11 protein-coding genes are annotated in these 13,544 nt (G+C 61.2%); 8 read left to right on the top strand and 3 right to left on the bottom strand.

Going from position 1 to position 13,544, the window contains the following annotated elements; genetic code table 11:
- The first annotated feature begins 40 nt into the window (after positions 1–40).
- Positions 41–1,675, top strand: a complete 1,635-nt coding sequence (locus tag GF108_RS02155; protein ID WP_370462048.1) for a Na+/H+ antiporter — start codon at positions 41–43, stop codon at positions 1,673–1,675.
- 5 nt (positions 1,676–1,680) lie between these two features.
- On the opposite strand, the gene GF108_RS02150 is transcribed toward GF108_RS02155, so the two are convergent.
- Both GF108_RS02150 and GF108_RS02145 read right to left on the bottom strand, forming a co-directional pair.
- Entirely contained in the window at positions 1,681–3,294 is a 1,614-nt protein-coding gene (locus GF108_RS02150) for a GMC family oxidoreductase (RefSeq protein WP_153666691.1), read from the bottom strand.
- 130 nt (positions 3,295–3,424) lie between these two features.
- Positions 3,425–3,868 (bottom strand): CoxG family protein, encoded by a 444-nt coding sequence (locus tag GF108_RS02145; protein WP_027230672.1) that lies wholly within the window; start codon positions 3,866–3,868, stop codon positions 3,425–3,427.
- Between the two features lie 195 nt (positions 3,869–4,063).
- Between GF108_RS02145 and pgi the strand changes: the two genes are divergently transcribed.
- From pgi to GF108_RS02120, 5 genes are all read left to right on the top strand, one after another.
- The gene (gene pgi / locus GF108_RS02140) at positions 4,064–5,716 is read left to right on the top strand and encodes a glucose-6-phosphate isomerase (protein ID WP_153666690.1); all 1,653 of its coding nucleotides are present in this window, start codon (positions 4,064–4,066) and stop codon (positions 5,714–5,716) included.
- A gap of 45 nt (positions 5,717–5,761) precedes the next feature.
- Positions 5,762–6,820, top strand: coding sequence for a succinylglutamate desuccinylase/aspartoacylase family protein (locus GF108_RS02135; protein WP_153666689.1), 1,059 nt, complete (start codon positions 5,762–5,764; stop codon positions 6,818–6,820).
- Entirely contained in the window at positions 6,820–7,560 is a 741-nt protein-coding gene (locus tag GF108_RS02130) for an HAD family hydrolase (protein WP_153666688.1), read from the top strand. Before GF108_RS02135 ends, GF108_RS02130 begins: the two co-directional genes overlap by 1 nt.
- A gap of 115 nt (positions 7,561–7,675) precedes the next feature.
- Complete coding sequence (locus tag GF108_RS02125) at positions 7,676–8,665, top strand: threonine/serine dehydratase (protein WP_153666687.1); 990 nt, start codon at positions 7,676–7,678, stop codon at positions 8,663–8,665.
- 91 nt (positions 8,666–8,756) lie between these two features.
- Positions 8,757–10,739: a PhoX family phosphatase gene (locus tag GF108_RS02120; protein WP_153666686.1), complete on the top strand. Its 1,983-nt coding sequence runs from the start codon at positions 8,757–8,759 to the stop codon at positions 10,737–10,739.
- Between the two features lie 60 nt (positions 10,740–10,799).
- On the opposite strand, the gene GF108_RS02115 is transcribed toward GF108_RS02120, so the two are convergent.
- Positions 10,800–11,369: a DUF2239 family protein gene (locus tag GF108_RS02115; RefSeq protein WP_153666685.1), complete on the bottom strand. Its 570-nt coding sequence runs from the start codon at positions 11,367–11,369 to the stop codon at positions 10,800–10,802.
- Positions 11,370–11,510: 141 nt separating this feature from the next.
- On the opposite strand from GF108_RS02115, the gene lepA reads away from it, so the two are divergent.
- Both lepA and GF108_RS02105 read left to right on the top strand, forming a co-directional pair.
- Entirely contained in the window at positions 11,511–13,319 is a 1,809-nt protein-coding gene (lepA, locus tag GF108_RS02110) for a translation elongation factor 4 (RefSeq protein WP_027230661.1), read from the top strand.
- Between the two features lie 4 nt (positions 13,320–13,323).
- Positions 13,324–13,542, top strand: coding sequence for a hypothetical protein (locus GF108_RS02105; protein ID WP_153666684.1), 219 nt, complete (start codon positions 13,324–13,326; stop codon positions 13,540–13,542).
- Positions 13,543–13,544 lie beyond the last annotated feature (2 nt).

Below are 13,544 nucleotides of genomic sequence, written 5' to 3'. Positions count from 1 at the left end.
CAGTGGCAACCTGAAATCACCGGATCGAATCGGATCAACTGTGGAAACCATTACCGTCATCCTGTTGATGCTCCTTGCCGTGGTGGTCAGCGACTCCATCGTGCGCGCGCTGCCCTTGCCAGTGCCGCTACCGCTGGTGCAGATCGGGCTTGGCGCTCTCATCGCCTCGGTGACGACCATACGCGTGGAACTCGATCCGGATATCTTCTTTCTCCTGTTTCTGCCGCCGCTGCTCTTCCTCGATGGCTGGCGCATTCCGAAGGAGGGGCTCTTTCGCGACAAGGGCATTATCCTCGAAATGGCGCTCGGCCTCGTTGTCTTCACGGTGGTAGGCCTCGGCTATCTCATTTACTGGATGATTCCCTCGATCCCGCTTCCCGTCGCCTTTGCGCTCGCGGCGATCGTATCGCCCACGGATCCGATCGCCGTATCGGGCATTGCCGCGCGGGTACCGATACCGTCGCGCATGATGCACATTCTCGAGGGCGAATCGCTGTTGAACGATGCGTCCGGCCTCGTCTGCATGCGCTTTGCCGTCGCGGCCATGCTGACCGGTGCTTTCTCGATTTCGGACGCATTCTTCACCTTCCTTTGGCTGGCGATCGGCGGCATCGCCATTGGCGTCGGCGTCACGCTCGGCGTAACGAGGGGCAAGGCATTTCTCGCCCGCCATCTCGGGGAAGAAAGCGGCTCGCAGATCCTGATCAGCCTGCTCATCCCGTTCGGCGCCTATCTTCTCGCCGAGCATGTCCATGCCTCGGGCATCCTCGCCGCCGTTGCCGCCGGCATCACCATGAGCTATGCCGAGATTACCGGTCAGGCGCTGGCCGTCACGCGCGTGCGCCGCACGGCAGTCTGGGATACCGTGCAGTTCGCCGCCAATGGCGCAATATTCGTCCTGCTCGGCGAACAGCTTCCCGGCATCTTTTCTGGAGCGGTCGAGAATATCGCAGCAGGTCGCTCGTCGCCCTGGTGGCTGGTCGTGTACGTAGTGGTCATCACGCTTGCGCTCGGCGCGCTGCGATTTGCCTGGGTGTGGGCGTCTTGGAGCATTACCCTCTCACGAACGGCAGGAACGCGCGAGCAGATCCTCGTGCGGCCGAGCTGGCGACTTGTCGCCACCATGTCGGTTGCCGGCGTACGCGGCGCCATAACACTTGCCGGCATACTGACGTTGCCGCTTTTCCTCTATGATGGCAGCCTGTTTCCGGCGCGCGATCTCGTTATTTTTCTTGCGGCCGGCGTCATCATCCTCTCGCTAGTTGTTGCCAGCATCGCCCTTCCACGCCTGCTGAACAATATCGAGGTTCCTGTCGAGGCCTCGCATCGCAAGGAGGAGGATTACGCCCGTATCGCCGCCGCAGAAGCGGCCATCATGGCGGTCGAGCGCGCGCAGCACGATCTCGCCGCTGGCCGGCCCGATGCCGATCTCTACGCGGACGTCGCGGCGCAGATCATGGAACTCTACCGCAAGCGCATTGACGGCCGCATGCGTCTCGGCGAAGAGCGCGAGCAGACCGCGCAGACCGACGAAGTCGAGAAAGTGCTGTTCACCACCGCGCTGAAAGCCGAGCGCCAGGAGATCTATCGGCTGGTGCGCGCCCGGCGGCTCGAGACCGCCGTCGCAACCAAGATGGTGCGCGATATCGATCTGCTCGAAGCGCGGTACGGGTAGACGGTCTATCGCAAATCCTCGAGCACCAGCGCCGCGCCCCTGGCGCCAACCATCATCGCGGCGGCGTTGGTGTTGCCGCTGATGATGTTCGGAAAGATCGAGCAGTCGATGACCCTGAGGCTATCCACGCCATGCACCTTCAGCCGCGGATCGACCACCGACTGGGCCGGATCCGGTCCCATGCGGCAGGTCGACACCGGATGGTAGACCGTGCCGCTGCGCTTGCGAAAATCGGCGATCAACTCCTCGTCGCTTCGGCAGAGGGGTCCCGGCAATAATTCCTCGTCGATGAGCTTCGACATGGTAGGCGTCGCCGCCACCTTGCGCAGGAATTTGACCGCGTCGAGCATTTCGGCAACGTCATGCTCGGTCGAGAAGGCATTTGCCACGATCTGCGGGGCCTGCAGCGGATCAGCCGAACGGATGTGGATCGAGCCGGTGCTGGTCGGGCGGCAGTTCGACAGGCCAATGGAAAATCCCGGCCAGGGGTCTGGCGTCAGGATAGGACGCTCGCCATTTTTCGGCACAATCGTCGAGAACGCCTGAAAATAGAGCTGCATATTCGCACGCGTCCGTGACGGATCGGTGCGGAAGAAACCGCCCCCCTGGTTCATGCTGATCGAAAGCGGTCCCGTGCGCAGCAAGAGATATTCGATGCCGGCAATCGCCTTGCCCCACCATGGCCGCAGCACCTGATTGAGCGACGGAACATTGGCGCGATAGGTATAATTTATGCCGAGATGGTCCTGCAGGTTTTCGCCGACATTCGAGTTTGCGTAAACGACGTCGATGCCAAGTTGTGACAGCCGCGCCGGATCGCCGATGCCGGAAATTTCCAGCAGCTGCGGCGTGTTCACCGAGCCGCCGGAAAGAATGACTTCGCGACCCGCCTTCACCGTTTCGCTGCGGCCTTTCCTAGTAAATACTACGCCCACGGCTCGCTTACCCTCGAAGAGGATGCGGGTCACCATGGCACCGGTCAGTACTGTCACATTGGGCCGTTTCATCGCCGGACGCAAAAAGGCCCGCGCCGCCGACATGCGACGACCACCCTTCGTCGTCAGCTGAAAGGCGCCGACGCCCTCCTGGCTCGCGCCGTTGAAATCGGGATTATAGGCGAGACCTGCCTCCTGCGCCGCGATAATCAGCTGGTTGGCAAGCGGGTGAAACAATTTGGAGCAATCGCTGACATGCAGCGGCCCGCCACGGCCCAGAGTGTCCGACGGGCCGTCATGGTCCTCCAATGCGTTGAAGATCGGCCAGACATCGGCAGCGCCCCAACCCGGATTGCCGCGGTCTCGCCACTCGTCGAAATCCTCGCGGGCGCCCCGGACATAAACCATGGCATTGATCGAACTCGATCCGCCGAGCACCTTGCCGCGCGGCCAGTAGTCGGCATTGCCTGCGAGGCCGGGGTCCGGTTCGGCGCGGTACATCCAGTTGACGGATTTGTCATAGAAGGTCTTGCCGTAGCCGAGCGGCATGGCGATGAAGAATCGCCGATCGGAGCCGCCCGCCTCGAGCACGAGCACGGAGTAGCGCCCGTTCTCCGAGAGGCGATTGGCAACGACTGAGCCGGCCGAACCGGAACCGACGATGATGAAGTCAAAGGAGCGCATAGATGCCTTGCCCGAATGCGAATATGTCCGGGAAAGATACCCGCCTTCGATCCCCTAAACCCAAACGGCTTTCCGTCACGGCCTATGGAAAATGCGACAGGAAGAAGGATCCGCGCATTTCTTGCCTGCTCTACCCGCCGCTCACCGCCGCGTTGAAGTTCTCGAAGAACTGTGTCGCGAGCTTTTTCGAGGTCGATGCGATCAGGCGGCTGCCGAGCTGGGCGATCTTGCCGCCGACATCGGCATTGACGACGTAGGCGAGCACGGTCTCCGCGCCCTCGTCGATAAGCGTTACGTCGGCTCCGCCCTTGGCAAAACCCGCAATCCCGCCGGTGCCTTCGCCGGAGATCGTATAGGATTGGGGCGGATTGAGATTGGAAAGCTCGACCTTGCCTTTGAAGCGTGCCTTGACCGGTCCCATCTTGACGCCGACAACTGCTGCAAGCTCGGTATCTGAGATCCTCTCCAGACTTTCACAGCCCGGGATGCACGCTTTCAAAATCTCCGGATCGTTCAGCGCTTTCCATACGGTATCGCGCGGTGCGACGATCCGTTCCTCTCCAGTCAAATCCATGATTGGCTCCTCCCGAAGCGGAGGCTAGATGGTTTTGCGGTGAAAATGAAGCGGCGCGTGCCGCAGTTTTCCCGCAATTGGCAAGGCATGTTCGCCGCAGCGAAGAAAGCATGAGATTCTCCCTTCGATGAATTGAATTCAAACCGTTTGAGTGGCAGTTTGCCCACGCCCGAAGCATTGTTGCAGGAGACGAAAATGGCGTCAGAACAAGCGAACGAAGTAAAACGTTCGGTCAAGGCTCTCAAGGATCACTGGAAAAACGGCGCCCCGCGCAACATGCGCAGCGCCTTCGCCGAGGATCCGAAGCGCTTTTCCCGCTATTCCCTCGAACTCGATGATCTCCTGCTCGATTGGTCGAAGTGCCTTGTCAATGACGATACGATGGCTCTGCTTGCTGACGTCGCCAGGGCGGCGAAGGTCGAGGAGCGTCGCGACGCGATGTTTGCCGGCAAACCAATAAACAATACCGAGGGCCGCGCGGTACTGCATGTCGCCCTGCGCAACCGGTCCGGCAAGCCGATCAAGGTCGACGGTGAAGACGTCATGCCCGGCGTCAAGGATGTACTTGACCGCATGGGCGCGTTTGCCGATGGCTTGCGTTCGGGTGCGATCAAGGGTTCCAAGGGCAAGCCGATCACCGATATCGTCAATATCGGCATAGGTGGGTCGGATCTCGGCCCTGCCATGGCGACGCTTGCGCTATCGCCATATCATGACGGCCCCCGCGCCCATTTCGTCTCCAACGTTGATGGCGCGCATATTGCCGATACGCTCGCCAAACTCGATCCCGCGACGACGCTGATCATCGTTGCGTCGAAAACCTTCACGACCATCGAAACCATGACCAACGCCAAGGCGGCACGCAAATGGATCGCCGATGCGCTTGGCGAAGAGGCTGTCGGACAGCATTTTGCCGCCGTATCGACGGCGCTCGACAAGGTCGACGCCTTCGGCATTCCGGCCGATCGCATCTTCGGTTTCTGGGATTGGGTCGGCGGCCGCTATTCGATCTGGTCGGCAATCGGCCTGCCGCTGATGATCGCGATAGGACCGGAGAATTTCGGCCGTTTTCTCGATGGCGCCCACGCCATGGACGAGCATTTCCGCAAGACGCCTTTGAAGAAAAACCTGCCGATCATGCTCGGCCTTGTCGGCTACTGGCATCGTGCGATATCCGGCTATACGAGCCGCGCGGTCATTCCCTACGATCAACGCCTAGCCCGGCTTCCGGCCTATTTGCAGCAGCTCGACATGGAATCGAACGGCAAGGGTGTGACGATCGACGGCAAGCCGGTCGCCGGTCCGACCGGCCCTGTCGTGTGGGGCGAGCCCGGCACGAATGGACAGCATGCCTTCTTCCAGCTCCTGCATCAGGGAACTGATACGATTCCGGTGGAATTTATCGTTGCGGCCACGGGGCACGAGCCCAATCTCGACAACCAGCATGAGATGTTGATGGCGAACTGCCTTGCCCAGTCGGAAGCGCTGATGAAGGGACGCACGCTGGAGGAGGCGGCAGCGCAGCTTGCCGCCAAGAACCTGGCGAAATCCGAGGTTAAGCGGCTTGCGCCGCACCGCGTTTTCACCGGCAACCGGCCGTCGATTACCATCATTTACGACAAGCTCGATCCCTATGCGCTTGGCCGGCTGATCGCGCTCTACGAGCACCGCGTTTTTGTCGAGGCGCAGATTTTCGGGATCAACGCCTTCGATCAATGGGGCGTTGAGCTCGGCAAGGAACTAGCGACGGAGCTGCTGCCCGTGGTCTCCGGAGCGGAAACGGCAAAGGACAAGGACGCTTCGACGCAAGGTCTTGTCGCCCACCTGCGCAAGCGGCGTGGCAAATAGGCCCAAGGTTCCAACAATCATACCAAGCATACTCGGGAGAGAACTATGAAGACTGAGACGATCACGCTGGCCGGCGATGTGCCGGGCAACAGCATTGAACTGCGCGTCCTGCGCTTTGAGGGCAAGGACGACAAGGCCGTCACTGCCTATCTGCAATCATCATTGCACGGCTCCGAGCTTCCCGGTCAGGCTGCCTTGCATTTTCTCATTCCGATGCTGGAGAAGGCCGAGCGCGAGGGTCGCCTTGCCGGCAATATCACGGTCGTCCCCCAAGCCAATCCGATCGCCTCGGCACAATGGCTGGCGCACGAGCATCTTGGCCGCTTCGACTATTTCTCGAGCGTGAATTTCAACCGTTCCTTTCCCTTGCTTGAAGGCTTCGACACGTCGGGACTTCCGGGCGTGGATGCGCCAAAATCTCTGGCTGAAAGGCTGAAAGCCCAGCTTCTGCGCCTCGCGCTGCCGCATGAAATCGTCCTTGATCTCCATTGCGATGACGAAAGCGAAAGCTATGTCTATATCCACCAGGCATTCCTGCCTGAAATGTACGATCTGGCGTCGGCGCTCGGATCGACCGCTATCCTTTCCTGGAGCAGCACCGCAGACGCCGCTTTCGAGGAGGCCTGCGCCCATCCGGTGATCCAGCTGTCAAAAGAGGAACGCAATGTGAATCGCCGGGCGGTAACGACCGTAGAGTTTCGCGGCATTGCCGATGTTGGCGTTGAGACGGGCAGGTCGGATGCCCTTGGTCTCTACCGTTTCCTCGTGCACCGCGGCGTCATTACCGATGCGGCAGTGAAACTCGATATCGATTTCAAAGGGCCAGTGACCCCGCTCGAAAATGTCGAAATGATCCGCGCCCCGCGGGGCGGCATGATCCTCTTCCACGTCGAGATCGGCGCAGAGGTTAAGGAGGGCGACAAGCTCGTGACGGTTGTCACCGTTCCGGGCGATGCAGGCGGGGACATCGTCCTCACCGCGCCGCAGGCCGGGCGGATTCTGACGCGGCGCAGCCACCGCTATACCCGCCGTGGCGATGACCTGCTGAAACTCCTCGGCTCGAAGCGCTCGGAGACGGCGCGTCCGGGCTCGCTGGAGGCATGATGGCGACCACCCGCTCGGCGCAGATTCGTGGAATTCTGTTCGACAAGGACGGAACGCTTGTCGATTTCAACCGCACCTGGTTCGGCATCACCATGGAGATTGCCCGCGAGGCGGCTGCAGGCGATGAAGCAAAGGCGCGGGCGCTGGTCGAGGCGGGCGGTTATGATTGGGAAATGGAAAAGTTCCGCGGCGGCTCTGTTGTCGCTGCCGGAACCATCCACGATATCGTCGACCTTTGGCACCCCGAACTGACGCTTGAGGAAAAGCGCGAACGCATTCGCGCCTACGACGATTATGCGGTGAGCGAAGGCTCCCGCCGCGCTGTCGGCATTGACGGCTTGCGCGAAACCCTGGAAGCGCTAGTGGCGCAAGGCTACGTGCTCGGCATCGCCACCAATGATTCCGAGGCCGGCGCACGCGCAACGGCCGAGGCACTCGGGCTGACTGCCCTGTTCGGCCTTATCATCGGTTACGATTCGGTCGCCCGCGCCAAACCCCATGCCGACCAGCTGCATCTCTTCGCCGAGCGTACCGGTATCGCTCCCGCCGCCATCGCCATGGTTGGCGACAATGCACATGATCTCGAGATGGCGCATGCCGCGGGCGCGGGCCTCGCAATCGGCGTTCTCTCGGGCAACAGCACGCTCGATGATCTCGGTCCGTTGAGCGACGCCATTCTCGGTTCCATCGCCGAACTGCCGGCGTTTCTTGCGCATCGGGCTGAGGCCGAACGGGCCTGAGAAGTTCCGGCGCGCCAGCGCCGATCCTGCTACAATGATGACAATGATTTGGGTGCTGTGAGCCGATCGCAGTGCTATGAATTCGCCATTGCCATTATTCGCCAGCGAGGGCCGCATGGACAGTCAGGATTTTGCCGTTGGTATAGAAGATGTAAAGGCCGCCGCCGGGCGGCTTCAGGGACAGCTGGCATCGACGCGCCTTGTCGAATCGGAAGCGCTCAATGCCAAATACAAGGCGCGCATCCTGTTCAAGCCGGAATGCCTGCAACGGACCGGTTCGTTCAAGTTTCGCGGCGCCTATAACCGCATAAGCCAGTTTAACGAAGCCGAGCGCGAGCGGGGCATCATCGCCTATTCCTCCGGCAATCACGCGCAGGGCGTTGCGAGCTCCGCAAAACTATTTGGCATCAACGCAGTAATCATCATGCCGAGCGATGCGCCACAGACCAAGATCGCCAATACGCGCTCCTATGGCGCTGAAGTCGTCCTCTACGACCGCTACAACCAGAACCGCGACGATGTCGCGACGCCCTTTATCGAGGACCGCGGCATGATTCTCGTGCCACCCTACGACGACCCCTCGATCATGGCGGGGCAGGGCACGATCGGTCTCGAACTCGTGGCCGAAGCGAAGGAGCGCGGCTTTGAAATCGATGACCTCTTCGTGCCGACCGGGGGCGGTGGCCTGATCAGCGGCATCTCGGTCGCGGTCAAGGCCGGTTCGCCGAGGACGCGAATCTGGGGCGCGGAACCGGAGCATTTCGATGATTTGCGCCGCTCGCTGATTGCTGGAGAGCGCGTCACCAACGAGGCTGGCCACCGTTCGATCTGCGACGCCATCCTGACGCCGCAGCCGGGCGAACTCACCTTCCCGATCAACAAGCACAATCTCGCCGGCGCCATCGCAGTGTCGGACAGCGCGGTGCGCGGAGCCATGCGCGACGCCGCCAATCACCTGAAACTAATCGTCGAACCGGGCGGCTGTGCGGCCTTCGCGGCGCTCGCCAGCGGCGAGGTCGATATCGAAGGCAAAACCGTCGTCGTCGTCCTTTCGGGCGGAAATGTCGATCTCGACATCTATGGCGGGATGATCGCAGCGGCTTGAGGCAAAAGACCGCTGCGGTTGTTACTTGGTCGTCACAAGAGGGCGGTAGGCTTGGGTTTCGTCCCCCCAGCCAGATAGCCAGAGGTGAGCCATGAACGACCAGTCCCCACCGTTTCGCACCAGCCTGCTCGAAGAAAACGACGGGCCGGGCCATAACCCGACCGACAACCCGACGATGGGTGAGATCATCGCTTCGCGCTTTTCGCGCCGCGGTTTCCTGAAGGGCTCGCTCGCCGTATCGGCCATCGCCGCGACCGTCAGCCCGATGGCCCTCATGCTAGCTGACGATGCCCGCGCCGAGGAAAAATCGGCTTTTGTCTTTGAGGAAGTCGAGGCCGGCATCGACCAGAAACACCACGTGGCTTCCGGTTACGATGCGGATGTGCTGCTGCGCTGGGGCGACGCCCTCTTCCCCGATTCGCCGGAATTCGACCCGAAGAACCAGAGTCCCGAAGCCCAGGCGAAGCAATTCGGCTACAATAACGACTATGTCGGTTTTATCCCGATCGACGGCTCTTCCGAGCACGGCCTGCTTGTGGTCAACCACGAATATACGAACGAGCATCTGATGTTCCCCGGCATCGTTAAGGTCGTCGAGGGCAAGATCGAAGTCGCGCCGGCCGACCAGAAGCGCGTCGATATCGAAATGGCGGCCCACGGCGGCACCATTGTCGAAATCAAGAAAGTCGACGGCAAGTGGCAGGTGGTGAAGGATGGCAAGCTCAACCGCCGCATCACGGCCAATACCGAAATGCAGCTTACCGGTCCCGTTGCCGGCCATGACCGCGTCAAGACCGACGCCGATCCCTCGGGTACCAAGGTCTTCGGCACGATGAACAACTGCGCCGGCGGCGTCACGCCCTGGGGCACCTATGTGATGTCGGAGGAGAATTTCAACGGCTACTTCAGCGGTGAACTGCCGAAGGACAGCAAGGAAGCTGAAAACTACAAGCGGCTGGGCATTCCCGAAACCGCCTATGAATGGGGCAAGTTCCACGATCGCTTCGATCTTGCCAAGGAGCCGAACGAGGCCAACCGCTTCGGCTGGGTCGTCGAGGTGGATGTCAACGACCCGGCGTCGGTACCGAAGAAGCGCACGACGATGGGCCGTTTCAAGCATGAGGGCGCTGAATCGATCGTCGCGAAGGGCGGTCAGGTCGTCTTTTATCTCGGCGATGATTCCCGCTTCGACTATGTCTACAAGTTCGTCACGTCCGGCAAATTCAATCCGGGCGATCGTGCCGCCAATATGGACCTTCTCAACGACGGCACGCTCTATGTCGCGAAGTTCGATGCGGAAGGCGGCGTAGAATGGCTTCCCATCGTCCATGGCTCGGGTCCGCTCAACGCGGAGAACGGTTTTGCCTCGCAGGCCGACGTGCTCATCGAGACCCGCCGCGCCGGCGATCTGCTTGGGGCGACCAAGATGGATCGACCCGAAGATATCCAGCCGAATAGCGTCAACGGCAAGGTCTATGTAATGTTGACCAACAACACCAAGCGCAAGGACGACCAGATCGACGCCGCCAATCCGCGCGCCAAGAACGCCTTCGGCCACATCATCGAAATCACCGAGGATGGTGGCGATTTTGCCGCCACCAAGGGCAAGTGGGAAATCCTGTTGAAATGCGGCGATCCATCCGTGGCCGATGTCGGCGCGTCCTTCTCCACCGATACGACCAAGAATGGGTGGTTCGGCATGCCTGATAATTGCGCCGTCGATGCCGACGGCCGGCTCTGGGTTGCGACGGACGGCAACTCGCCGAAGGAAACCGGCCGCACGGACGGTATCTGGGCGGTTGATATCGCTGGCCCGGCCCGCACCACATCGAAACTCTTCTTCCGCGTGCCAGTCGGCGCGGAAATGTGCGGCCCGCTTATGCTGCCGGACATGGCGACGATGATGGTGGCGGTGCAGCATCCTGGCGATGGCGGCGAGGATTGGGAAGGCTTCGTCCGCCCCTCCTACTATGAGGATCTGTCGACGCGCTGGCCGGATTTCAAGGATGACATGCCGGTTCGCCCCTCCGTCGTTGCCATCACCAAAAAGGGCGGCGGCAAGATCGGCGTTTGACCGTCAGCCTATAGTGGCGCTTGGCGTCGACGCCCGTTGGCGCCGGCGCCCATTTGCCCACTACACCGAGGCATCGGGCCAGTCGAACGCTGGTTCGGCCAGCCGTCGCGCATGGTTGCGAATGTCTTCAGCCCAGACCTCGGTGAGTTCGCTAAACCGCGTAAAATCAGCCGCATACAGCGCGCGTGCTGCCTCCTCGTAGTGTGGAAGATCCCCGGCCATCGCCATCATGAAACGGTCGGCGGCTTCCTGCGCCTGCCGTTTGCGCTCGCGCGCCGAGGTTGTGTTGCGCGCGGCGTCGACGAGCTTGCGCAGCGTAACCGATGCGCCCCCGGGCTGGCGTGCGAGCCATTCCCATTGCCGGGGCAGGAGTGTCACTTCTCGGGCAGTAACGCCGAGCTTCGGCCGGCCGGGTCCACGCTGCGCGGTGGGATCGAGCCGCGCGACGATCTCCGCCTCGGTCCCCGAGAGGTCGAAGTCTACCTGCCGGCCCGTGGAGTCCTCGAAGATCAGCGTGGTGGCGCCGTCGCTGCCTGCGTGCTGTGCCTTAACCGCGACTTCGGCTGCTGTGCCGCTGGCGATTTTCTCCACGCCCCTGAAGGCTGTGTATGTCTCTTGCGCGTTTTCCATGACTGTTTCCTTGCTCGATGGCTGCTTTTACCCGGGTAAAATAGCGTCGTCAATATACCCGGGTAAAATTATCTGCGCTGAACCATGCCGCCTTGCCGCCGCGCCCTTCCAAATCGGCGGGAAATGCTCTATGTGGCGCTCATGACCACACCACTTGATCACATTCGCAATTTCTCCATCGTCGCCCATATCGACCATGGCAAATCCACTCTTGCCGACCGCCTGATCCAATCGACCGGCGGGCTCGATCTGCGCGACATGAAGGAGCAGGTGCTCGACTCGATGGATATCGAGCGCGAGCGCGGCATTACTATCAAGGCGCAGACCGTACGCCTCAATTACAAGGCAAAGAACGGCGAGGACTACGTCCTCAACCTCATCGACACGCCCGGCCACGTCGATTTCGCCTATGAGGTGTCGCGGTCGCTTTCGGCCTGCGAGGGTTCGCTGCTCGTCGTCGATGCCAGCCAGGGCGTCGAGGCGCAGACGCTCGCCAATGTCTACCAGGCCATCGACAACAATCACGAAATCGTCGTGGTATTGAACAAGGTCGATCTTCCGGCCGCCGAGCCCGAGCGCATTCGCGAGCAGGTAGAGGAAGTCATCGGCATCGATGCAAGCCAGGCGGTGCTGATCTCGGCCAAGACCGGTCTCGGCATTCCGGATGTGCTTGAAGCCATCGTCAACCAGCTGCCGCCGCCACGCGAGGGCGACCGCAACAAGCCGCTGAAGGCGATGCTGGTCGATAGTTGGTATGACGCCTATCTCGGCGTCATCGTTCTCGTGCGCATCATCGACGGCGTGCTCAAGAAGGGCCAGACCATCCGCATGATGGGAACGGACGCCAGATATCCCGTGGAGCGGACCGGCGTGTTCACGCCGAAGATGCTGGCTGTCGATGAACTCGGCCCCGGCGAATTCGGCTTCATCACCGCTTCGATCAAGGAAGTCGCCGATACGCGCGTTGGCGATACGATCACCGAGGACAAGCGCCCGACCGCCGAGATCCTGCCCGGCTTCAAGCCGGCGCAGCCGGTCGTATTCTGCGGCCTCTTCCCCGTCGATGCGGCGGATTTCGAGGATTTGCGCGCCGCCATGGGCAAGCTGCGCCTCAACGACGCTTCGTTCTCCTTCGAAATGGAAAGCTCGGCCGCGCTCGGTTTCGGCTTCCGCTGCGGTTTCCTCGGGCTGCTCCACCTCGAAATCATCCAGGAGCGGCTGGAGCGCGAGTTCAATCTCGATCTCATCGCCACGGCGCCGAGCGTCGTCTACAAGCTCAACATGACCGACGGCACGCAGCGTGAACTGCACAATCCCGCCGATATGCCGGAAGTGATGAAGATCGCCTCGATTGAAGAGCCGTGGATCCGCGCGACGATCCTGACGCCGGATGATTATCTCGGCGCCATCCTCAAGCTGTGCCAGGACCGGCGCGGCATCCAGATCGATCTGAACTATGTCGGCAAGCGCGCCATGGTCACCTATGACCTGCCGCTCAACGAAGTGGTATTCGACTTCTACGATCGCCTGAAATCGATCTCCAAGGGCTATGCCTCTTTCGATTATCACCTGTCTGACTATCGCGAGGGCAATCTCGTCAAGATGTCGGTGCTCGTCAACGCCGAGCCAGTCGATGCGCTGTCGATGATGGTGCACCGTTCAGCGGCAGAAAAGCGCGGCCGCGACCTTTGCGAGAAGCTGAAGGATCTCATCCCCAAGCACATGTTCAAGATTCCGATCCAGGCGGCTATCGGCGGCACAGTCATCGCGCGCGAGACCATCTCGGCGCTGCGCAAGGACGTGACCGCCAAGTGCTATGGCGGCGACGTGACGCGCAAGCGCAAGCTTCTGGAAAAGCAGAAGGAAGGCAAGAAGCGCATGCGCCAGTTCGGCAAGGTGGAGATTCCGCAGGAAGCGTTCATCCAGGCGCTGAAGATGAGCGACAACTGAGCGAGTGAGCGACAGCGCCAGCGGCAATTTCGGAACGGCGCTACGGCGAGCCCGCCATGTCGCAGCGGTTGGGCTCATCTTCGCCGCGCTTTCAGCCTGCACGACGGTAAAACACGTTGCTCCGCCACCCGCGCCGGTCATCCAAGGCGACCGCCCCGAACCTCCGACACCCGGCATCAAGCCTCTGACGGTGGAACAGGAAGAGCAAGTGAGCGGCAGTTGAGG

The organism is Phyllobacterium sp. SYP-B3895 (assembly GCF_009647635.1).
Taxonomy (GTDB): domain Bacteria; phylum Pseudomonadota; class Alphaproteobacteria; order Rhizobiales; family Rhizobiaceae; genus Phyllobacterium; species Phyllobacterium pellucidum.
The sequence above is the reverse complement of the archived record's forward strand: the minus strand, read 5'-3'. Positions and strand labels throughout refer to the sequence as shown.

Excerpts from the sequence above, each read along its gene's own strand:
- GF108_RS02125 (WP_153666687.1), top strand. The coding sequence starts at position 7,676 with ATGGACAGTCAGGATTTTGCCGTTGGTATAGAAGATGTAAAGGCCGCC.
- GF108_RS02150 (WP_153666691.1), bottom strand. The coding sequence starts at position 3,294 with ATGCGCTCCTTTGACTTCATCATCGTCGGTTCCGGTTCGGCCGGCTCA.
- GF108_RS02135 (WP_153666689.1), top strand. The coding sequence starts at position 5,762 with ATGAAGACTGAGACGATCACGCTGGCCGGCGATGTGCCGGGCAACAGC.
- GF108_RS02130 (WP_153666688.1), top strand. The coding sequence starts at position 6,820 with ATGGCGACCACCCGCTCGGCGCAGATTCGTGGAATTCTGTTCGACAAG.
- GF108_RS02145 (WP_027230672.1), bottom strand. The coding sequence starts at position 3,868 with ATGGATTTGACTGGAGAGGAACGGATCGTCGCACCGCGCGATACCGTA.
- GF108_RS02120 (WP_153666686.1), top strand. The coding sequence starts at position 8,757 with ATGAACGACCAGTCCCCACCGTTTCGCACCAGCCTGCTCGAAGAAAAC.
- pgi (WP_153666690.1), top strand. The coding sequence starts at position 4,064 with ATGGCGTCAGAACAAGCGAACGAAGTAAAACGTTCGGTCAAGGCTCTC.
- GF108_RS02115 (WP_153666685.1), bottom strand. The coding sequence starts at position 11,369 with ATGGAAAACGCGCAAGAGACATACACAGCCTTCAGGGGCGTGGAGAAA.
- lepA (WP_027230661.1), top strand. The coding sequence starts at position 11,511 with ATGACCACACCACTTGATCACATTCGCAATTTCTCCATCGTCGCCCAT.